This is a genomic window from Vibrio sp. 14G-20, assembly GCF_026241515.1.
Classification (GTDB): domain Bacteria; phylum Pseudomonadota; class Gammaproteobacteria; order Enterobacterales; family Vibrionaceae; genus Vibrio.
The window spans coordinates 1-20,714 of sequence record NZ_JAPHPW010000037.1 but is presented as its reverse complement, the minus strand read 5'-3'; the positions used below and the strand labels follow the sequence as shown (position 1 = coordinate 20,714).

The window sequence follows — 20,714 nt, the reverse complement described above, 5'->3', positions numbered from 1 at the left end:
AACAAAAATTAGTCAAAAGTCAGAAGAACTGCTCTTTATCGGTGTTGATATCGAGCAGAAAAAGGAAAGATAAAAAGGAACCATTATGACGACTCTAAATATTCAGAACATGACCACGAAAACGTTAACAGCACTAGCCATTAGTTCATTTGCATTTGGTGCTAACGCTTCTTTTGAACCACAGCAATGTGAAAATGTTCGCTTCGCTGATGTAGGCTGGACTGACATTACCGCAACAACCGCCGTTACTTCTGAACTATTAAAAGGCCTTGGTTATAAAACCAAAACCGACCTACTTTCAGTACCGGTGACTTACTCTTCAATGGCAAACGGCGATATTGATGTATTCCTAGGTAACTGGATGCCAACCATGGAAGGCGATATTGCTAAGTACCGTGAAGCGGGCACGGTTGAAACCGTTCGTGCCAACCTTGAAGGCGCAAAATACACACTAGCTGTACCAAAATATGTGTACGACTCTGGCGTAAAAAGCTTCGCAGACCTAGCAAAACATGCCGACAAATTTAAAGACCGCATCTACGGCATCGAACCGGGCAACGATGGTAACCGCTTAATCCAATCAATGATTGATTCTGACGCGTTTGGCTTGAAAGATTTCAGCCTAGTGGAGTCAAGTGAAGCGGGCATGGTATCGCAAGTATCTCGCGCTGCTCGTCGTAGCCAGTGGATCGTTTACCTTGGTTGGGCACCGCACCCAATGAACAGCAATGTTGAGATGGAATACCTTTCTGGCGGTGACGACTTCTTTGGCCCTAACTACGGTGGCGCGAATGTCTACACCAATGTTCGCTCAAACTATCTGTCGGAGTGTTCAAACGTCGGTCAACTTCTACAAAACCTAGAATTCACTCTAGAGATGGAAAACCAGTTGATGGAAGAGATTCTTAACCAAAAAGTGAAGCCAGAAAAAGCGGCTCAACAATGGTTGAACAACAATTCTCAACAAGTGGAAGCTTGGTTAGACAACGTAAAAACACATAAAGGTGAATCAGCGACTCAAGCCGTCACTGAATACCTAAAGCAAGTTAAAGCTTAGTTCTACCTATCTCAACAGCTACATAAATAATAAAGGTGGGCTTGCCAATTTATCGATTGGTTTGAAGTAGCCCACCCATAATAAAAGGCAATATTGTGAATTTTATTACGGAAAACAAAATCCCAGTCGGACAATGGATGGAAGCGGGTGTTGATTGGCTAACAATCAATGCAGCAGGATTCTTTGACGCTATTTCGATTTTTCTAGAAACCGTCATTATGTTTTTAGTCGATGTATTTAAGTGGATGCCGCCTGCTCTGCCAATCGTGATGACTGCTGCTATTGCATGGTACTTACACCGTAAACCTTCGCTGGTGATCTTTGTGGTCGCAGCACTGCTGACTATTCTTAACCTCGGCTATTGGCAAGAAATGCTGGAAACCTTTGTTCTCGTCTTTGCGGCGACAACGATTTCCGTATTAATTGGCGTGCCGGTTGGCATCATGGCTGCTCACCGTCCTTGGCTCTATACAGTTTTGCGTCCAATCCTTGATTTGATGCAGACAGTCCCAACTTTCGTTTATCTGATTCCAACTCTTGTCCTCTTCGGCTTGGGTATTGTTCCTGGCTTAATCTCGACCATTATTTTCGCAATAGCTGCACCGATTCGTTTGACCTACTTAGGGGTAACTAAAGTCCCTGAAGAGTTGATTGAAGCGGGTAAAGCGTTTGGTGCCAGCCGCATGAAATTGCTGATGAAGGTCGAATTACCGGCGGCTCTACCAAGCATCATGGCGGGTGTAACCCAATGTATTATGTTGTCGCTTTCGATGGTGGTTATCGCCGCTCTTGTCGGTGCTGACGGACTTGGTAAACCTGTTGTGCGAGCATTGAACACAGTGAACATCTCACAAGGTTTTGAAGCTGGATTAGCGATTGTATTAGTCGCAATCATCCTTGACCGCTTGTGCAAAACACCAAACCAGAAGGAAGCTTAATCATGTCTAACTCTCAGGAAAAAAAGACAATGGACGCGATTACCATTAAGAATCTCGATGTTGTGTTTGGTAATAAATCGAAACAAGCGCTTGAGCTACTCGACCAAGGTAAAACTCGCCAAGAGATCATTGATGAAACTGGTCAAGTTGTCGGCGTAGACAATGTGTCGCTGACGGTGGAAGAAGGCGAGATTTGTGTATTGATGGGTTTGTCTGGTTCTGGTAAATCATCTTTGCTTCGTGCAGTTAACGGCTTGAATGAGATCAGCCGTGGTTCACTAACAATCAAAGACGGTGACCAACAAGTCGATTTAGCGCAATGTGATGAAGCGACTCTGCGTCATCTTCGTACTCATCGCGTATCAATGGTTTTCCAAAAGTTTGCTTTGATGCCATGGCTTAACGTATTAGACAACGTGGCGTTTGGTCTTGAAATGCAGGGTGTAGCGAAAGATGTTCGTCGTGCAAAAGCGCGTGAACAATTAGAAATGGTCGGCCTAGCGGAATGGGAAACCAAATTTCCACATGAGCTTTCTGGCGGCATGCAGCAACGTGTTGGTTTGGCGCGTGCGTTTGCAATGGACACCGACATTCTATTGATGGATGAACCGTTTTCGGCGCTTGATCCACTGATTCGTGCTCAGCTGCAAGATGAATTGATCACGCTGCAAAATAAACTCAACAAAACGATTCTGTTCGTGAGTCACGACCTAGATGAAGCACTGAAGATTGGCAATAACATTGCGATCATGGAGTCAGGCAAACTGATTCAACACGGTAAGCCTGAAGAGATCGTACTGACGCCAAAAACCGAATACGTAAAAGACTTCGTTGCTCACACCAATCCATTGAATGTGCTTAAAGGTCGCTCTTTAATGCAGCCTCTTGATTCACTGACGCAAGAAAATGAAAGCTGGAAGATCTGCGATTCTAAAGATCTCTGGATTGAACAGAATGAAGGTGCTTTATCGGTGAAAGGTGAATCTACCTTGGCGCTTGTTGAGTGGAGCGAGTCTGACGACCTAACCGCGATTAACGCGTCTAGTGTGGTAGTGGCAAGCCCGGAGATTGGTATGCGTGATGCGATTAAGCTTAAGCAGATCAGTAACCACCCAATTCTGTTGGTTGAAAACAATCAATTGGTAGGGATCTTGGATAACAGCGAGTTTTACAACGCGCTAACGGGTAACTTTCAGATGAATACAGCCGCGTAAAATTTCGTTTTCCAGCTTGGAGATTAGGGCTGATTTTTTATTGGGTGGAGAGGGTTAAGTCTCTCTACCTCTATGATTATTAAAATATATTATTCTTTGAACTGGTATTCTCTGATTCATTATTTTTGCCTTCATTGAAGCTTTCATTCCCCCTTCATTAAGTAAAAGTGCCGTACCACGCAAGTTTAGTGGTATAGAAAAGATTGAGAATAGTATGAACATCAGTACAATGCGGAAAAATCAATGAAGTAATTTATCAATTTACAGTGTAATTCGAGCGCGCGTGACGTAATCACTCGAGACATTTCATCGCTTCGACACTGTAAAACCATTCACAGTATATTAGTACAAAGGTCTGCATCTTGGACAAACATGACGAAATCCTGGTCGCTATTCGCCAAATTATTCGCGCTATCGATTTACACTCGAAGAAGCTGAGTAAAGAGTATGGTTTGACTGGCCCTCAATTAATCTTAATGAGAGCAATCCAAGAAATGGGTAATGTGACGATCAAAGAATTGTCTAATCAGACCAATGTAAGCCAAGCAACGACGACGACGATCATCGACCGTCTAGAGTTAAATGGCTATGTACAACGAGTACGCAGTTCATCGGACCGCCGCAAAGTACACGCGAACCTGACTGAGAAAGGTCAAGAGTTGCTAAACAATGCGCCACCGCCGCTGCAAGATAATTTCGTGAAAAAATTCCAAAACCTAGAGACGTGGGAGCAAAGCTTACTGCTTTCTTCGATGCAGCGTGTATCAGCAATGATGAACGCAGAAGACATCGACGCTGCTCCAGTGCTTCAGCTTGAAGGCATTGCAAACGTAGCCAAAAGCTAACGTTAATTTTAAATTGTCTATTTAAAACAAAAACTTAAAGAGTTATTAAATGGTCGCATTAAGCGGCCATTTTTGATCTCACCATGTAAAGTTTCTAGTTATACTGCCTGTTCGCTACACCCTTCTATTTTAAATCTCCCTGGTTTTTAACCCTACGTTGTAATCACCTTATTTATTTGTATTCAAAAATGCATTGACGATTCTCTGACAATAAAAACATAGACCGACCGGTCTGATTTGTATTATTGTGTGCTCATCTTAACCACGAGGTGATGTATGAAATACGAATTGACGCCAACACAAATGACCATGACGTTGAACAACATGCAGGGAGCTTTTGCACAGAACCCGATGCCAGCGGTATCGGTGAGAATTGAGCAGTTGCTTGCACTTAAATCTGCGCTTATCGATTACACAGATCGCTTGTGTTTAGCCGTGAGTGAGGACTATGGTCACCGCAGTCGACAAGACACTTTGATGGCCGACATATTGCCTTGTATCGGAAATATCGATCACAGCATTGAGTGTTTACCTCATTGGTCGACATCTTCGATTCGTCATTCCGGCCCTTTGCTTTCAACCTCTCGTGTTGAAGTGGTTTATCAACCCAAAGGCGTTGTTGGGATCATTGCTCCGTGGAACTTCCCGATCATGTTATCCGTCGGCCCGCTTATTTCGGCGTTTGCAGCGGGCAATCGCGCCATGATCAAGATGAGTGAATTTACCCCTGCGACGAACCAAGTATTAAGATCGCTATTGGCAGAAGTTTTCCATGCCGATGAGGTGTGCTTGGTTGAAGGTGAGGTAGAAATCGCAGCCGCATTTTCGGCATTGCCGTTTGATCATCTTCTGTTTACGGGGTCAACCCAAGTGGGTCGCCAAGTGATGAAGTCAGCGGCTGACACGCTAACTCCAGTCACGCTAGAGCTAGGCGGTAAGTCACCGGTTATCGTTGCAGAAGACATGCCAATTGATATCGCGGTTGAGCGAATCATTTATGGTAAGAGCCTCAATAACGGGCAGGTGTGTGTGGCTCCTGACTATGTATTGCTACCTGAAGGGAAAGTTGAATCTTTCATTCAAGAGTATAAAAAACAGTACCAATTGCTGTTCGATGAAGGGGTGTATTCCGATAGCTTGACGTCTCTAATCAATCCTCGTCAATGCGACCGCATAGTTGGTTTGTTGAATGAAGAACGACAAGCTGGAATGCGAACCGTCGCTTGCCATGACGAAGCGATGGACTTAGATAACCACCGTTTGGTGACGCACCTGATTGTTGAACCAAGCCTGTCATCCAAGGTGATGAACGAAGAGATTTTCGGCCCACTATTACCCTTGATTACGTATCGCAATATCAAAGAGGCGTTCCAAGTCATCAATAGCAAACCAAGGCCGTTAGCGCTCTATCTAATGAGCTTTGATTTGAGCTTACAAGCTCAGGTTAAACACCAAGTTCATTCCGGTGGAATGTGTATCAATGACTGTGTTTTTCATTTAGCGGTTGATGACGCGCCGTTTGGTGGCATTGGTGAATCAGGGCAGGGCAATTATCACGGTAAAGAAGGTTTCCTTACTTTCTCCCATGCCAAAACAGTCTTGGAAACGGGCTTAGATCATCGAGTTAAGCATCTGTTTTCAAAAGAAGACAACGAATTAAAGACCGCAGTGATGAGCATGCTTGGCAAGTAAATCATTTCTGTCATTACCCAATTTATCTACAAGAAGTTATTTATAAGAAATTATTTTTACGACGTTATTTTAAGAGGTTATTTTTATGTTGGAACGATTTTTTGAACGAACGATGAAAGCGTATTTGATGGTTACAGGATTCTTAACTGCAACCGCTTTCTCTACTTTCCTTGCGCCTGATTGGAGTATGCAAACGCTGTTCTCGTACAACGATACGATGATGGTGAACAAAGAGTATCTTATGGGTACCTATCAACACTGGGGAGTCATGGTTGGCTGTATTGGTGTGTTGTTGATGTTCTCGGCGAAGTACAAATCGCTGCGTACTTCGACCATGATTTACAGTGCATTTGAGAAGTCGATGTTTGTGGGCATATTCTTATACAACGTGTGTATCAACGATTATGAGTGGTTTTATGGTTGGAGCGGTGTGTTTGCGCTCGATGGATTTGTGACTGTCTACTCTTTAGTTTATCTGTATTACTACCTCACTAGAGACAAAAGCAAGGTGCCAGCTCATCTTCGTTAATAGTTAATAGTTAATAGTTAATAAGTTGCTCATGGTGAGTCAATGACACTTATTTAATGATCACTCACTAACTTATTACTACAGCCCGCATTTGCGGGCTTTTTTCGTTTTGGGGCAATGATCCATAAAGATCTTAATTGACATATCTTTGACATTAACACTCTAGACCGACCGGTTTGTATTGGTTATTGTTTAGTCATCAACTAGAAATGAGGTAAATACCATGACAACCAATAATTTTAACTTTCAACTTAAAACCATTGTTCATGCTCAAGAGAATGGCATTGAAAATATCCCTTCTCTTTTTGGTCGCTTAGGTGCGCAAAGAGTCGTGCTCTTTTCTGATAAAGGCTTGGAGTCTCTTGGTTTTGTTGAGCAGTTCTCGGCGTTGTTTGTAAACGAAAAGGTGAACCAGCTAGGTAATGAACAAGCAGTTCAACTTGTTGGTGTGTACACCGATATCGCGCCAGACGCGACTTGCGACAACATCAACGCTGCAATTGAATTTGCAAACAGCGTCAATGCTGATGCGATCTTGTCTGTTGGTGGTGGCAGTGTGATTGATGCTTCTAAGGGCGTGAAATATGCACTTCATAAGCAGATTGATGATATCCGTACCGTGATTGCTGGTGGTGGCTTTATGGAAGTATGGCCAAACAATGAAGACATTCGAGTACCTCATATTGCCGTACCAACAACAGCTGGTACGGGCGCTGAAGCTTCTCCGATTGCGGTTTTTTACAACGAGCATGAAAACATTAAGGCAAGCTTAGTAGCGTCTGGTTTGGAGGCTGACATTGCGATTCTTGATCCGACCGTCACCACAAAGCTGCCTGCTCATCTGACTCGTTCAACCGCAATGGATGCATTAACGCACGCTGTTGAGGCCATTGTTTCTCCAATGAGCAATGCCTTTACCGATGCTTATGGCATTCAAGCTGCAAAACTGATTGTTGAAAACTTACTCGTGGCACTTGAGGAACCAGAAAACCTAACGGCACGTGGCAATCTTCTTCAGGCGAGCACGATGGCGATTTCTGCGTTTTATTCATCATTAGGTGGCATCCCTATCCATAACTGTGCCCATGCCTTTGGTGCGATTAGCCATATCCCGCATGGCGACGCTAACACGGTACTGATGCCAGTTGTGATTGAAGCACTGCCGGAATTCTATATGCCGAACGCAATTAAATTGGCTCAAGCATTCTCGCTAGAGAGCGCTGGAACGGACGAGATGATTTACCAGCGAGTGTTGGATTTCTTACGCAATTTCCAAACCCAAGTTGGCGCGATGAAGCGTTTCAGTAGCTGGGAATTTGATGACCAAGAGAAGCGCAATATTGCTCAAGCGATTGAGAAAGATATCTGCTTCCAGTTCTACCCAATCTCAAAACAAACGATTGAACAGATTATAGAAAAATCAATTTAGTCGTCCGATTAAGCATCCAAAAATTCACTGTAAATCGAGGATAAATTATGAAGATTGAAAACGTATTGCTATCGAGCTTGTGCATCATCGCGCCGTTTCTACTTTTCACCTAATTCACTCGACAGGGACGTTGTGACCTTTATTCCTGAGGAGGGAAATAAATGTTCAATAAACGTTTAACTACCGTGATTCTGACTGGTGTTTTGGCTGTTCTGCTTTTTGCCAAGGCAAGCGTTGGAAGCGAAAGCTCTACGGCTTTATCTGAACAGCATCAAGATGTCGTGCAACTGTTGGATGAAGCTTACCAAGGGCAATTGGATGCCCAGCTCTCTGTCGCTTACTTATATCTGAGCGGAGATGGCGTAGAACAGAATGATGAAAAAGCCGCGGAGTGGTTCGTCACCGCAGCCAATAACGGTAGCCCTGAAGCTCAAACACAGCTTGGGTTGATGTATATCTCTGGAAGTGGCGTTCAAGCCAGCCAAGCGGAGGCTGTCACCTGGATTGGCATGGCAGCAGCTCAAGAGTATGACCCCGCGCTCGACTTATTACATTGGATGTCGCAAGCCGCGCACTAATTCAAATCCTAACTCAGGTTAATCACAGAAAGGTTAGCCTCAGAAAAAGTTATTCGCAGAAAAGTTAATTACTGAAAAAGTTAATCACAGAAATTGGAGAACGTCTTATGCAGACATTCAAGAAATCTTTAGTCTTCACTGCAATGGCCGCGGCAAGCAGTGCTGCTCTGGCCGCAGAATCAGAAAAACCGAATATTGTTGTCATTGTTGGCGATGATGTGGGCTTTGCCGATACTCAGCCTTATGGCTCAGAAGCCAATACACCAAACCTAATGGCGCTGGCTGAAGAGGGGGTTAAGTTTACTAACTTTCACGCGTCACCAACCTCATCGGTAACGCGCTCTATGATGTTAACCGGAGCAAATAGCCACGAGGTTGGGCTAGGCACCTTCGACTATGCTGTCTATCCGGGTGCGATTGGCAAGCCGGGTTATGAAGGTTACCTCACCAAGAAAGGGGTTACGGTCGCAACGCTGCTTAAAGAGAGTGGTTATAACACTTACCTCTCTGGGAAATGGCACTTGGGGCACGACGATGGTTTCTTACCTGACGATCGAGGTTTTGAAGAGAGTTACGGTATCTTAGCGGGCGGCTCGAATCACTTTAATCGAGATATGATGTTCCCGGCCAAAAATGCCGCGACAGCGGATGCGCTGCAAAAAGGGGATATTCCCGGCGTCGAAGTTGAGCCAACTTACCGTAACGGTGAAGTGGTTGAGGACAAGTACAAAGGCGAGTACTCAGACCAAGTTTACACCAACGAGATCATCAAGATGATCGACAGCAAAAAAGACGACGGTAAGCCTTTCTTCGCTTACGTCCCATTCACCGGTATTCACCTGCCATTGCAAGCGCCTGAGTCTTCCTATCAAGATAAAGTTGATTACTACGTCGAGCATGGTTGGGACTCGGTTCGAGAAGATCGTTTCCAACGCATGAAAGAGATGGGTGTGATTCCAAAAGACGCCGATATTTCAGATCGTAACGCATTAAGCCGCCCTTGGGACTCGCTTTCTGAGAAAGAACAAAAGTGGTACGGCAAGAAAATGGCTGTCGCGATGGGCATGATGGAAATGCAGGACCAACAAGTCGGTCAGATAGTCGATTACCTGAAAGAAATCGGGGAATACGATAATACTTACATCATGTACCTAGCGGATAATGGCCCAGAAGCGGCGGATATTACCGGTGAAAATATCAGTGATTTGATCCGAACGTGGACTGCTCATCATTTCGATAATTCGACTGAAAACCTGGGTAAGGCGAACTCCAGTGTGTCACTTGGTCCTGAGTGGGCAAGTGCTTCAACCGGTGGCCTATCTTGGTACAAAGCTTACACAGCAGAGGGCGGTATCCGTGTGCCATTTATCGTTAAGCCAGCCAAAGCGCTTTTAGACGGTGAAGATGCGTTGCAACCGGGAACTCAGACAGACGACTTATCTCAAGTGAAGGACATCGCAGCCACGATTCTTGAGATTGCTGAGGTAGAGCATCCAGGAACCGAATATCAAGGTCGAGACGTGGCGCCGATGAGTGGTGTGAGCTTGTTGCCTTACTTCAAAGGGGAAACGGCAGACGTGCACAGTGCCAACAATGCGATTCCATTTGAATTGTTTGGTAGCGGAATTCTGCTTAAAGGTGATCATAAGATCATCCGAATTTCTACGGGAATGGGCGGTGACAGTGAGTGGCACTTATACAACACCAAGAAAGATCCAGCTGAGCAACATGACTTGAGAAATGAAATGCCAGATCTGTTCCTTGAAATGGTCGCTGAATATCAAGAATACGAAAAAGCGCAAAATATCGTCCCGGTTGACGAAGCGTGGAACCCGTTTGAAAACGTGAAATAGAGGAAAAACCACTCGGCCAACCTAATGCCATCAAGCTTGGTTGGCCGATGAACACCGTGTAAAGGAATTACGAATTGTTTTGGCTAATACAATAACTTTTACATCGAGGCACTCTTCATGACGACATTATCGCTATCAAATTTGAGTTCAGTTCCGCAGTTCAATGGCAAAGCACACAGCAAACTTCAGGCGTTAGCAAAACCCATTGGGGCGGTGTGTAATATCAGTTGCACCTACTGTTATTACTTAGAAAAACAACAGCTGCTTGAATACCCAAAAGGCTCTCAATATACGATGGATGAAGCTCTGTTAGAGCGTTATATCAAGCAATATATAGAAGGGCAGAATACACCTGAAATCATCTTTTCTTGGCATGGTGGAGAACCTACTTTATTGGGGATTGAATATTTTCAAAAGGTGGTCGCACTGCAGAAAAAATATTGCCCTAGCTACAGCAAGATCAGCAATGACCTTCAAACCAACGGCACGTTACTGAATGATGCGTGGTGTGAGTTCTTCAAGAACAATGACTTTATCATTGGTGTGAGTATTGACGGCCCAGAGCACTTACACAATCACTACCGAACCAACCGTGCAGGCAAAGGTACTTTTTCTCAAACAATGCGCGGCATTCGCTACTTGAAGCAACATAACGTCGAGTTCGCGACCCTAAGCTGCGTGAATGATGTGACAGGAAAGTATCCATTAGAGGTCTATCGCTTTCTACGTGATGAAGTGGGTTCGAAGCAATTGCAGTTTATTCCTGTGGTCGATAAGCGCGAAGCTCACACCAACAATAAATGGTTGAGCAACCAACAAGCGATCATACCCGTATCAGGCGAGGTTGAAGCTTGGAGCGTCGATTCAGTGCAATGGGGAGAATTCCTCACTACCATTTTTGACGAGTGGTTCGAACATGATTTTGGTCGGGTATTAGTGCCGTACTTTGAAAATTTTGTCGGCGTATGGATGGGCAGAGAAAGCACCATGTGCACCTTGAGTGAGATCTGCGGCAAAGGGTTAGCAGTTGAGCCCAATGGCGATGTGTACTCATGTGACCATTATGTCTTTCCTGAATTTCAGCTGGGTAATATTCAGGAACAAGCACTTTCAACTTTAGCCTTTTCGTCAAAGCAGCAGCGTTTTGGGTTCGCCAAACAGAAGTCTCTGCCGAAACAATGCCAAGCCTGTGAGTTTAAATTTGCATGCCATGGCGAGTGCCCTAAAAACCGCATCATCAAAAGTCGAGATGGTGAGGCTGGGTTAAATTATCTCTGTGGAGGATGGCTGAGCTTCTTCAAGTATATCGACCCTGTTATTAAGGGCTTACTCAAAGCTAATAATATTCCGTCTCGTCTGGGATGACGGAGTAAGCGTGAATCGATTTAATCAATGTTTACAGTAAGATAGAAGGCTCGCATAAATTATGCGAGCCTTTTGGTATTTGGTATTTGGTATTTGGTATTTGGTATTTGGTAACGGGTATCTAGTCAGCCGATTCCTGGGCTGGGCTCATGACGAGAAGAGTCTCTTCCATGGCATTGTTTAGAATCGAACGGTTACGCTGCATGGCGGCCATGAGCGTTGAGCCTAGCCATAGGCCATAAAGCATTCGAGACAGCGATTCGGGCTCTGCGATCGTGAAATCACCGGTCTCATTGCCTTCTTCAAATAGCTTCGCCATACGCAGGATGATCTTTTCTGCACCTATTGCCATTGTGGACTGTAACGGGTTAGCAGACCCAGATACTTCTCCCGCCAGTTTTACGACAAGACATTGGATATTGAAGTCTTCAGTCAGTTTCGATGCACACCAAAACTCGAAATAGGCTTTTACGCGGTCACGACGAGAAAGCGACTCATCACTTAAAAAGTCGTCCAGCTTAGCGAGGTGCTCATCAAAGTAGTTGGTAAGAAGGATTTCACCAAAGTGTTCTTTGGATTTGAAGTAATGGTAAAAAGAACCCTTCGTGCCTTCCGCTTGGTTGATGATTTTCATCAAGCCAACACCAGCAAACCCGTGTTCATTAATAAGGCTAAACCCTGCATCGAGCATAGCTTGTCGCATGTCTTTCATTGTTCTTACTCTTTATGCTGAGAATGAGGAATAGTGTAACGATCAACATACCAACCGTCCAGTCTAGCGCGTTAGGACGCGGTCAATAATTGACTCGTTTCGTCAAAGTAACTTTTTCTCTTATTGGCACTTCTAAGCGACAAAACTTTTTTCAAGATAAGCACATCCTATAAATCGAAAATAACAACCTTAAAGGGCTTGTTTGGTGCCTTAAAATGGCTAAATCAGGGTGTTTTAAGTTGCTGTTTTTGTTGATTTTTAATTTGGTGTTTTCTTAAGGTCGCAATGGTAGTCTTAGCTTAATTTCTTTAGGGGGCTAAATGGACACCAATAACAGCACTTATCATCACCACAGTTTTGCTCAGCAAGATTTATCAGAGCTTACATTTACAGCCTGCACGTTTATCCGTTGTGATTTCAGACGTTCGAACTTACGTGATGCAACGTTTATTAACTGTAAGTTTATTGAGCAAGGCGATATTGAGGGATGCCACTTTGATATTGCCGACTTACGAGATGCAAGTTTTCAGAATTGTCAGTTGGCGATGGCGAATTTTAGTAACGCGAATTGCTATGGTATTGAGCTACGTGAATGCGACTTGAAAGGGGCGAACTTTACTCGTGCGAATTTTGCCAATCAGGTGAGCAATCGCATGTATTTTTGCTCGGCATACATCACGGGTTGCAACCTGTCTTACGCTAATTTTGAACAGGCTTGTTTAGAGAAGTGCGAACTGTTTGAGAACCGTTGGATAGGCACTTACCTTGGCGGCGCGTCATTGAAAGAGTCTGATCTCAGCCGAGGTGTGTTCTCGGAAGATGTATGGGGACAGTTCAGCATGCAAGGCGCAAACTTGTGCCATGCTGAGTTAGACGGTTTAGACCCTCGTAAGGTCGATACATCGGGCATTAAAATTGTGGCTTGGCAGCAAGAGCAACTGCTTGAAAGTATGGGCATTGTTGTGATGCTTGACTAATAGAGTGGTTGGAGCTAGGAAAGCGAATAGTGAACAGTGTTGTTTTGTGTGACTAACGCTTGTTACACTATAGCCTCGCGGCTGCACATGTTTATATTCAGTTCAATCCAGAGAAAATTATGACTATAGAAAATGTGCTTCCTGAAGATTACGCAGAAATGCTTAAGGTTTGGGAAAATTCAGTCCGAGCAACTCATGACTTTATTACAGAAGAAGATATTGAGTTTTTCAAACCTATCATCATGGAACATGCGTTCCCTGCGGTTTCTTTGAAATGCGTTAAAAATGAAAGTGGTTCGATTGTTGGCTTCGTGGGTGTCCATGATGCAAAAATCGAGATGCTTTTCGTTTTGAATGAAGTTCGAGGGCAAGGAGTAGGTACGGTTTTGTTGCAACATGCGATTGAGCAGCTAGCAGCCACCAAAGTTGACGTCAATGAACAAAACCCACAAGCGGTAGGTTTCTATCAGTACATGGGGTTCAAAATTGAATCACGCTCTCCACTTGATGACATGGGAAAACCATTTCCAATTCTGCATATGACGCTGTAAGACTCGGTTGTCGTATCACCCGGTTGTAATCAACTACAGTCGCTAGAAGAAAAGGCCAAAGCTAATAACTTTGGCCTTTTCCGTATCTGGTAACCAGCATTTTATAATGAGTTTTAGAAAAAGAGAATGCTTGGTGAATAGAGGGTAGATTAGCTGATTAATGCATACCTGAACGCATTTTGTCGCTGAGTGCAAAGAACACGAACAGGACAAAGCATACTAGCGCGACACACAGTGAGGCTATGATGGTTGTGGCGTCTTTTGAAATCAATGGAATGACGATAGAAGCTAACGCTACCAGCACAACCGCGATATGAACGATTCGGCCTAGAATCGGGTTTTTATGACAGAATGAAGCCCAAAGGTAACGCATTTTTAACACCATTATAAATTTAGTGGGTTTATTCTATTTTCTTAGTGAGTGTTTTGTAAATAAGTTTTCGTTACGGGTGACTGTAAATATGATCTGAGTCAGTTTCGTATAAAACTAGTTAAATAACAGTATCTTATTGATTTTTGATGAAATGCTCATATCTAAGCTTGAATAATAATATTCCGTATTCTTTAGAGTGGTAAGTCAAATATTACTCGTTTTTTAGTTTCTTGGCTGAGGATCTCATTTATTGAGTATTTTATTAAGATACCGTTTGCTTATTGTTATTCACCTCGCGAATGTGAGCCAGACTATAATTGACTTCTAATCGGTGATTCGTTTTATGTTATTTATCAGAAAGAGTTTTCGATTTGAGAGCGCGGTGATCTTGTCTTCTATTCTGTTTGATATACTCAATGCTCATTCGGTAAAGATGATGGAGATAAAATGTCGAAAACCGCTAAGATCATTAATGAAGATAAGCTGGTAAAAAAAGCAGTAGAGGTCGGTTTTAAAATGGCAAAATTGCAAGGTTTTGATTTGCCGCATTCATCTCAACCGATAAAGGTTAAATCGGTGTATTTGTTCCTTGTTGAAGTAAATCAGATCACGCCTCTTCCAGAAAGTAAGCTTGATGGAGCGAATATCAAGAAACGTTTAGCATTATGGATTCATAAAGCTCTGCCGGACAACGATCCGTTGAAGTAAAGTGGTTCTGGTATCTTCATTGATACTCGATCGGCTAATTTGTAGAGTCTTTGACTGACAAGCAATCGCCCAATATCCGTTGATAGGTGATATACGAAAGCCTAGTGATCACTCACTAGGCTTTTTTCGTTTCAGAGATTTGTTTCAACGATGATGTGCTGGTTGCTTGGGTTTAGATTGCTTGCACTGGTCTCGTTGGGTCAGAAGCTTCTCCTGTGCTTGAGCCATCGTTGGTGATGTGGTCATACTTTTCAGTGAGGTGATCTTGAATTTTTTGGTGATACGCGCCGTTCAGCTTGTAGAAGCGGAAGTAGATGATTAACGCAATGGCAAAGAAGAAAGCAGGTAGGCCGACCATGATGCATTGCATGCCAAATACGGTTTCAGGGCTTTGCGTTACGTTAGGTACATAATCAACGGCAGTGAGCGAGATACCGATGAAGAAAGCGGCAAATGCAGAACCTGCTTTTACGACTAAGGTTTGCACAGAGTAGGCAATACTTTCACAACGAGCACCCAGTTTAAATTCACCATAATCGACCGTGTCGGCAACCATGATTACGTTGAGTACCCAAAACAGGGCAGTACCGATTTGTAGGAACACACCCGCCGTTGAAATCAACAGAATGCTTTGTTTATCGTACATGCCAACATAGATAAGAACAGCACTACCTAAAATAGGGAAAGTGGAAGCACAAGCCCATAGAGTGCGGCGTGAGAACATTTTTGCGAGTTTAGGAAACAACACCAGTGTGATGAGGTTTGCGATGCCTGCATAAGCCATGTAGTAAGGGAACAACTCTTCGTTGCCTACAACATAGGTGAAATAGTAAACCGCGAAGGCTGTGATGATGTTGGTCGCCAAGTTGTAAGACAGTGCCATGCAGAGAACGCTGGTCAATTGGTCATTTTTGTAGATAAGTGACAGTAGCTTTTTCAGTGATACTTTTTCTTCCGGCTGTGTGGTGTCGAGGTTCGCGGTTGAATAACGTTCTTTGACATTACGCAGTGTGATAAACGTCGAGACTAAGAAACAGGCAATCAACAGTAGCGTAAATATTTGAAACCCAAAACCCTTGTCGTCACCACCTACATAGTTGACGAAGGGCATTGCAATGGCAGCGGTTACTATCCACGCGAGGCTCGCAAAGAAGCGAGGATATGGGACTAACTCTTCGCGTTCGCGTTTATCTAAGGTGAGTGTTGGGACTAACGACCAAAAAGGAATATCCATTAGTGTGTAAGTCATGCCCCACAAAATATAAGTGACAGCGGCGTAGGCGATAAGCCAAGGGCCTTCGATGTAGTGCGCACTAAACACCATGAGTAGCACGACAGAGTTGGCGAGCGTGCCAATTAAAATCCAAGGTTTGAATTTGCCCCAACGGGTGCGCGTATTGTTGACCAACCAGCCCATGATTGGGTCGTTGACCGCATCCCAAATACGGGCGACGAGAAAGATGGTTCCGACGGTAGCGGCAGAAATACCGACTACATCCGTGTAGTAAAACATTAGGTACATATAGACGATGGTGATTGCGAAGTCTTTACCAAACGCCCCAAAGCCATAACTTAGCTTGGTATTCATAGAGATACTCATTGCTACTCCTTACGCCTCCTCAGTGAGAAGGCGCTAATATTCACGTTATTGTATTTTTTATTAGTATGAAATTACTTGTTAACCCACTCTGGTAACCAACCGTCATGAGCCTCAATCAAGTCGTCAACCAGCGCGTATATCTCTTCTATTCCAAGTACAGCGGCTGTATGTGGGTCCAGCATCGCAGCATGATAAATACGGTCGCGGTTTTCAGTGAGAATGGCTTCCGTTAATAGAGTTTGAACATTGATGTTGGTCTGCATTAATGCGGCCAAGTGGTTAGGTAGGCGACCAGCTTTGATCGGTTGCACACCATTTGCATCAACTAAACAAGCGACCTCAACACAGCAGCCTTGCGGTAAGTTGTCGATCAAGGCTTCATTTTTTACATTGCCGTAAATAACGCTCGGAGTGCCTGTCCAAATAGAATTCATGATGGTGCTGGCGTACTCATGAGACTCATCAACGGTAATTTTGTCAGCTGTTTTAAATTCTTGAAGGTCGCGTTTCCAATCGGCAATTTGCTCGACACAGCGCTTCGGGTACTCATCAAGTGGCACTTTATAACGTTCAATTAAATCTGGGCGGTTCGGCTTGATAAAGTAGGGGGTGTATTCCGAAAAATGTTCAGAAGACTCAGTCACAAAGTAGCCCAATTTTTTGAACATCTCGTAGCGGACCAAATTTGTGCAGCGACCATTGTGATAAATACCCGGTTTAGGCGCTTGGCCACTCTCAAAAGCTTCAAGTAGATCCGGATAAATATCGATGTACTCACCACTTTCTGTTTTCTTCTCAAGAGTGAGGTAGTAAGCCATGTGGTTGATGCCAGCGCAGGTATAGCGAAGGTCTGAATAGTCTAAGTCCAGGTCGCGCGCTAATTCTTCTGCTGTGCCTTGTACTGAGTGGCATAAACCGACTTGTTTGATGTGCGGGTATTTCTCGTACATTGCCCACGTGTTCATCGCCATAGGGTTGACGTAGTTGAGCATAGTGGCGTTCGGACAAACTTCGGTCATATCTTCACACACGCTCCAAAGGTGCGGGACCGTGCGTAGCGAGCGCATAATACCGCCTGGGCCTAGTGTGTCTGCGATGGTTTGTTCCAGGCCATGGCGTTTACACACCTCGAAATCCGTGACTGTACAAGGTTCATAACCGCCGATTTGGAAAGCGATGACAACGAAGTCTGCATCTTGTAGTGCCTCTTTTTGATTTAAGTGACATGAAATAGAGCCAGTAGCACCTGATGACTCCATCAACTTACTGACGACAAGGTGAGACTCTTCTAAACGGGTCTCATCAATATCCATCAAGGCGACATGAGCGTTTTGTAATGCTGAACGGTGGAAAACGTCACCAAGAATGTTCTTAACAAAAATGGTTGAGCCAGCACCGATGAATGTGATCTTAGGGCTTTGCATAGTGGAATCCTTTATCTCTCTGAGTTCTTTGTTGATACAGACAAATTACACCTAGAACCCACGTCGATTCGTCTCAGATAATCAAATAGCTCTCCCGTTTTCTAATATTTTAAAATCATTGAATGGAAATCTTAGGAAATGGGATAACTTGTTGGCTTTTGAGGAGAGGGGTTGTGCAATGAAGCGAGTTTTGCACTTAAGATGTTGACTCTAATCACATTGTGCTGATCTTATGAAATGGGGTATTTCGGCACTATGATCGTCTTCAGGGTTTTATTATCGAGGAACTGCTAAAAGTCATTTATACGATTTCCTAAGGAACGAGATATGCCGCAGTCAACCCCTGATACGCTGAGAATTATCACTTTAGATAAGTACTCGTCTGAGACCGTGTCGGTAAGCCCGCTTTCTCTCTATTCTTCCTATGAGAAAATCGATATCGAACTTAGAGCTCCTCACTCCATGCCCGGCTATCATTGGCATGGTCAAATTGAGGTGAATATTCCTTTTGGGGACGATGTGGAATACATCATTAACGGCAGCCCAATCGTGGTTAAGAGCGGATCGATTGGCTTGTTTTGGGCATCGGTACCTCATCGACTCACCAATCCCGGTCAAAGCCATAATATGGGGATCATCAACATACCGATTCATCATTTTATGTCGTGGACTCTCAGTCGAGATTTAGTCAATCAGATAACTCACGGCAGTGTGTTGCAATCGAATTCTTGTTCGTTAGTGAGTGAATTTGAAATTGCCCGATGGGTACAAGAGATAAAGCATTCGTCAGAAAGCCGCCAGCAGTTGGCCATCGATGAAATTGGCTTGATGCTTAAGCGAATCTGCCTTGATGGTTGGCAACAACTGCTCGTAAATCGACAGGACAAATCGACCTCAAAAGGGGTGTCGAAACACTCTCAATTCTATGTAAGCCAAATGTTGGAATACATCGCCACGCATCACAACCAGCCATTAACCGTGAAAGATATCGCAGAACATATTGGATTACATGCCAACTATGCAATGAACGTATTTCAACGAACGATGCAGATGACCATCAAGCAGTACATTACTGCGATGCGCATCAATCATGCTCGCGCTTTACTGAGTGATACTGACAGAACCATTCTCGATATCTCACTCACGGTGGGCTTCAATTCGAGTAGCCGATTCTATGAAACCTTCCAAACGTACATTGGCGTCACGCCGACGCAATATCGAAAAATAGCGAGGGAAGATCACCGGTGGAGTAGTCATGGAGCCAGTCCCGTCTACGACCTTGAGAAAGGCGCGTGTGATGGGAAAAGGCCATTAACGACGACGGACAGTTAGCGGTATTGATTCAACCCGATAAAACAAAAGCCACAGCATCTATTGTTAATGCCGTTCGGATAAGCATTACTGCTTGAACCTAAACGGATATTTGGCTGGAACAAAGAGGACTGAACGTGGAAACGTTCGGTCCTTTCTTTTATCTGGAAGAATGAAGTGACTCAGACTTTCTCTCATCCTTTTAAGTTTGACTGGTAGGGTTCCGTCTGGACTTAAAGCTAACCAGCGTAACTGAGCATCTATAAGGTTAATTGCGGCGGTAAAGCTTACCCTAGTCGCTCGAACCCCGGCTTCTGAAGCTATCTTAACCATCTCTAATCGCACTAAGTTATAGGCAAGTAATACGCCCCAAAGCTCTTGCTTCACACCGGCAGAAAAACGACTTCGTAAAGTGACGTGACTTTGCAGTTGAGTCTGTTTAATTTCACCATAACCCTCTTCAATCTCCCAGCGTTGCCAATAAACACGCAGCAGGCTTTCTAGCGAGTATTTACTAGGGTCTGTAAGTGAAGTAATAAAACCTTTTATCTCACCTTTTGGCTCTTGATATAGGACTAATCTGGCTTCCCAACGTGCGGGTAAATTCGGATTCTGCCGTTGAGCTTGAGGAGAGATGGGCATTGAGATGAGCATGTCGTTCTCCGCATATTTCTCCAACACTTCATAGCGTAGCTTACGTTTTGCAGGCATTAACCAATGAGTATTTTCCGCACTCTCTTGCCACGACAGCAAAAGGTCTGCCGAGAAATAACAACGATCAAATAAGGTCAATGAATGTGCGGGGATATCATTGAATAGACGCTTAGCTAAGGTCGTTTCACCGACATGACAGCCATCAAAAGCTGCCCCCATAATCATTCGAGTTTCTGTTGACATCAAAGCGACTAAACGAAGTTGAGGGTAAGGTTTCAATTTTTTAGAGATGAACCCAAATTCTTCAGCGTTCTCTGGGGAATCTTGACACCTAAATGTTGTCCCATCGACAGCAAGAACATTAAGACTCTAAGTCTTTATCTTGTTGAAGGATATCTCCGTTCCAAGCCTTTACCGTTGTGTGAAACAGAGCCGCTAACGGACTCTCATCTAGACGTCGACGTGAATCAGTTAGGACACTGGGTGCAACACGAGACCAGCTATCTTCAGGTTTAGGCTGAAGTGCGATGTCTAATGAACTGCATACCTCTTTGATAGACATGTTGCGTTGCAGCCCCATCCAAATAACTAACCAGACAGCTTGCTGAGCGGGAAGTCGGCGGCGTCTTATGCTCGCTTTATTGGTTTCAAGAAGAGCTTGTTCTATCCACTCAATCTGAATGGCGTCGACGACAGATTCATAATTGTCGGCATCTTCAATGGTCTCGTGTGCCATTGCTAATTCTTGTTCAAGCATAAAAAAATCCTCATCAACATTGTTGATGAGGATTATCTTCTAACTGCAGGATCGTTCAAGTCTTCTTAAACGATCGGCATTAATCGTAATGATGGCCTTAATTATATGGTCCGCCTCACTCTCAAGCCATTAAGCTTAGAGTAGGCT

Annotated in this window: 18 protein-coding genes and 1 pseudogene; 14 read left to right on the top strand and 5 right to left on the bottom strand. The window is 44.1% G+C overall.

Annotated elements, in window-relative coordinates:
* Positions 1–85 precede the first annotated feature (85 nt).
* The 10 genes from OQJ75_RS21225 (at position 86) to OQJ75_RS21180 (ending at position 11,500) form a co-directional block, all read left to right on the top strand.
* A complete protein-coding gene (locus OQJ75_RS21225; RefSeq protein WP_114634473.1) occupies positions 86–1,057 on the top strand; it encodes a choline ABC transporter substrate-binding protein in 972 nt (323 codons plus the stop codon).
* Positions 1,058–1,152: 95 nt separating this feature from the next.
* Positions 1,153–1,995 carry a choline ABC transporter permease subunit gene (gene choW, locus OQJ75_RS21220; RefSeq protein WP_009845976.1) on the top strand — a complete coding sequence of 281 codons (843 nt, stop codon included), beginning with the start codon at positions 1,153–1,155 and terminating at the stop codon, positions 1,993–1,995.
* Positions 1,996–1,997: 2 nt separating this feature from the next.
* Positions 1,998–3,209 (top strand): choline ABC transporter ATP-binding protein, encoded by a 1,212-nt coding sequence (gene choV, locus OQJ75_RS21215; RefSeq protein WP_114634474.1) that lies wholly within the window; start codon positions 1,998–2,000, stop codon positions 3,207–3,209.
* A gap of 362 nt (positions 3,210–3,571) precedes the next feature.
* Positions 3,572–4,054 (top strand): MarR family winged helix-turn-helix transcriptional regulator, encoded by a 483-nt coding sequence (locus OQJ75_RS21210; RefSeq protein ID WP_004732429.1) that lies wholly within the window; start codon positions 3,572–3,574, stop codon positions 4,052–4,054.
* Between the two features lie 276 nt (positions 4,055–4,330).
* Positions 4,331–5,746, top strand: a complete 1,416-nt coding sequence (locus tag OQJ75_RS21205; RefSeq protein WP_265974785.1) for a coniferyl aldehyde dehydrogenase — start codon at positions 4,331–4,333, stop codon at positions 5,744–5,746.
* A gap of 85 nt (positions 5,747–5,831) precedes the next feature.
* Positions 5,832–6,275 (top strand): hypothetical protein, encoded by a 444-nt coding sequence (locus tag OQJ75_RS21200; RefSeq protein ID WP_004732424.1) that lies wholly within the window; start codon positions 5,832–5,834, stop codon positions 6,273–6,275.
* A gap of 223 nt (positions 6,276–6,498) precedes the next feature.
* Positions 6,499–7,704 (top strand): iron-containing alcohol dehydrogenase, encoded by a 1,206-nt coding sequence (locus OQJ75_RS21195; RefSeq protein WP_265974784.1) that lies wholly within the window; start codon positions 6,499–6,501, stop codon positions 7,702–7,704.
* 161 nt (positions 7,705–7,865) lie between these two features.
* On the top strand, positions 7,866–8,282 hold the full coding sequence (locus tag OQJ75_RS21190; protein WP_265974783.1) for a tetratricopeptide repeat protein: 417 nt from the start codon (positions 7,866–7,868) through the stop codon (positions 8,280–8,282).
* A gap of 107 nt (positions 8,283–8,389) precedes the next feature.
* Complete coding sequence (locus tag OQJ75_RS21185; protein WP_265974782.1) at positions 8,390–10,135, top strand: arylsulfatase; 1,746 nt, start codon at positions 8,390–8,392, stop codon at positions 10,133–10,135.
* Between the two features lie 117 nt (positions 10,136–10,252).
* Complete coding sequence (locus OQJ75_RS21180) at positions 10,253–11,500, top strand: anaerobic sulfatase maturase (RefSeq protein WP_265974781.1); 1,248 nt, start codon at positions 10,253–10,255, stop codon at positions 11,498–11,500.
* A 121-nt stretch (positions 11,501–11,621) separates the two neighbouring features.
* On the opposite strand, the gene OQJ75_RS21175 is transcribed toward OQJ75_RS21180, so the two are convergent.
* Entirely contained in the window at positions 11,622–12,212 is a 591-nt protein-coding gene (locus OQJ75_RS21175; protein WP_265119768.1) for a TetR/AcrR family transcriptional regulator, read from the bottom strand.
* A 320-nt stretch (positions 12,213–12,532) separates the two neighbouring features.
* On the opposite strand from OQJ75_RS21175, the gene OQJ75_RS21170 reads away from it, so the two are divergent.
* Together OQJ75_RS21170 and OQJ75_RS21165 are read left to right on the top strand one after the other, a co-directional pair.
* Entirely contained in the window at positions 12,533–13,189 is a 657-nt protein-coding gene (locus tag OQJ75_RS21170) for a Qnr family pentapeptide repeat protein (RefSeq protein WP_265974778.1), read from the top strand.
* A 119-nt stretch (positions 13,190–13,308) separates the two neighbouring features.
* Positions 13,309–13,740, top strand: a complete 432-nt coding sequence (locus OQJ75_RS21165) for a GNAT family N-acetyltransferase (RefSeq protein ID WP_265974776.1) — start codon at positions 13,309–13,311, stop codon at positions 13,738–13,740.
* A 157-nt stretch (positions 13,741–13,897) separates the two neighbouring features.
* Here the strand turns inward: OQJ75_RS21165 and OQJ75_RS21160 are convergent, their stop codons facing one another.
* Positions 13,898–14,113 carry a hypothetical protein gene (locus OQJ75_RS21160; protein ID WP_265974774.1) on the bottom strand — a complete coding sequence of 72 codons (216 nt, stop codon included), beginning with the start codon at positions 14,111–14,113 and terminating at the stop codon, positions 13,898–13,900.
* Between the two features lie 447 nt (positions 14,114–14,560).
* Between OQJ75_RS21160 and OQJ75_RS21155 the strand changes: the two genes are divergently transcribed.
* Positions 14,561–14,821 (top strand): DUF5062 family protein, encoded by a 261-nt coding sequence (locus tag OQJ75_RS21155; RefSeq protein WP_076679323.1) that lies wholly within the window; start codon positions 14,561–14,563, stop codon positions 14,819–14,821.
* 172 nt (positions 14,822–14,993) lie between these two features.
* Here OQJ75_RS21155 and melB read toward each other — a convergent pair whose 3' ends face one another.
* Both melB and OQJ75_RS21145 read right to left on the bottom strand, forming a co-directional pair.
* Complete coding sequence (melB, locus tag OQJ75_RS21150) at positions 14,994–16,421, bottom strand: melibiose:sodium transporter MelB (RefSeq protein WP_265974770.1); 1,428 nt, start codon at positions 16,419–16,421, stop codon at positions 14,994–14,996.
* Positions 16,422–16,492: 71 nt separating this feature from the next.
* Positions 16,493–17,845, bottom strand: coding sequence for an alpha-glucosidase/alpha-galactosidase (locus tag OQJ75_RS21145; RefSeq protein ID WP_102296939.1), 1,353 nt, complete (start codon positions 17,843–17,845; stop codon positions 16,493–16,495).
* 327 nt (positions 17,846–18,172) lie between these two features.
* Here OQJ75_RS21145 and melR point away from each other — a divergent pair, with 327 nt between their 5' ends.
* The gene (gene melR, locus OQJ75_RS21140) at positions 18,173–19,177 is read left to right on the top strand and encodes a transcriptional regulator MelR (RefSeq protein WP_265974769.1); all 1,005 of its coding nucleotides are present in this window, start codon (positions 18,173–18,175) and stop codon (positions 19,175–19,177) included.
* 66 nt (positions 19,178–19,243) lie between these two features.
* Here melR and OQJ75_RS21135 read toward each other — a convergent pair.
* Positions 19,244–20,567, bottom strand: a pseudogene (locus tag OQJ75_RS21135) (IS4-like element ISVbsp1 family transposase).
* Positions 20,568–20,714: the final 147 nt, after the last annotated feature.

What these genes read in the sequence shown, in the direction of transcription:
- OQJ75_RS21205 (WP_265974785.1), top strand. Translation starts at nt 4,331, where the DNA reads ATGAAATACGAATTGACGCCAACACAAATGACCATGACGTTGAACAAC.
- OQJ75_RS21170 (WP_265974778.1), top strand. Translation starts at nt 12,533, where the DNA reads ATGGACACCAATAACAGCACTTATCATCACCACAGTTTTGCTCAGCAA.
- OQJ75_RS21190 (WP_265974783.1), top strand. Translation starts at nt 7,866, where the DNA reads ATGTTCAATAAACGTTTAACTACCGTGATTCTGACTGGTGTTTTGGCT.
- OQJ75_RS21175 (WP_265119768.1), bottom strand. Translation starts at nt 12,212, where the DNA reads ATGAAAGACATGCGACAAGCTATGCTCGATGCAGGGTTTAGCCTTATT.
- OQJ75_RS21200 (WP_004732424.1), top strand. Translation starts at nt 5,832, where the DNA reads ATGTTGGAACGATTTTTTGAACGAACGATGAAAGCGTATTTGATGGTT.
- OQJ75_RS21145 (WP_102296939.1), bottom strand. Translation starts at nt 17,845, where the DNA reads ATGCAAAGCCCTAAGATCACATTCATCGGTGCTGGCTCAACCATTTTT.
- melR (WP_265974769.1), top strand. Translation starts at nt 18,173, where the DNA reads ATGCCGCAGTCAACCCCTGATACGCTGAGAATTATCACTTTAGATAAG.
- choV (WP_114634474.1), top strand. Translation starts at nt 1,998, where the DNA reads ATGTCTAACTCTCAGGAAAAAAAGACAATGGACGCGATTACCATTAAG.
- OQJ75_RS21185 (WP_265974782.1), top strand. Translation starts at nt 8,390, where the DNA reads ATGCAGACATTCAAGAAATCTTTAGTCTTCACTGCAATGGCCGCGGCA.
- melB (WP_265974770.1), bottom strand. Translation starts at nt 16,421, where the DNA reads ATGAGTATCTCTATGAATACCAAGCTAAGTTATGGCTTTGGGGCGTTT.
- OQJ75_RS21155 (WP_076679323.1), top strand. Translation starts at nt 14,561, where the DNA reads ATGTCGAAAACCGCTAAGATCATTAATGAAGATAAGCTGGTAAAAAAA.
- OQJ75_RS21165 (WP_265974776.1), top strand. Translation starts at nt 13,309, where the DNA reads ATGACTATAGAAAATGTGCTTCCTGAAGATTACGCAGAAATGCTTAAG.
- OQJ75_RS21160 (WP_265974774.1), bottom strand. Translation starts at nt 14,113, where the DNA reads ATGCGTTACCTTTGGGCTTCATTCTGTCATAAAAACCCGATTCTAGGC.
- OQJ75_RS21195 (WP_265974784.1), top strand. Translation starts at nt 6,499, where the DNA reads ATGACAACCAATAATTTTAACTTTCAACTTAAAACCATTGTTCATGCT.
- OQJ75_RS21225 (WP_114634473.1), top strand. Translation starts at nt 86, where the DNA reads ATGACGACTCTAAATATTCAGAACATGACCACGAAAACGTTAACAGCA.
- OQJ75_RS21180 (WP_265974781.1), top strand. Translation starts at nt 10,253, where the DNA reads ATGACGACATTATCGCTATCAAATTTGAGTTCAGTTCCGCAGTTCAAT.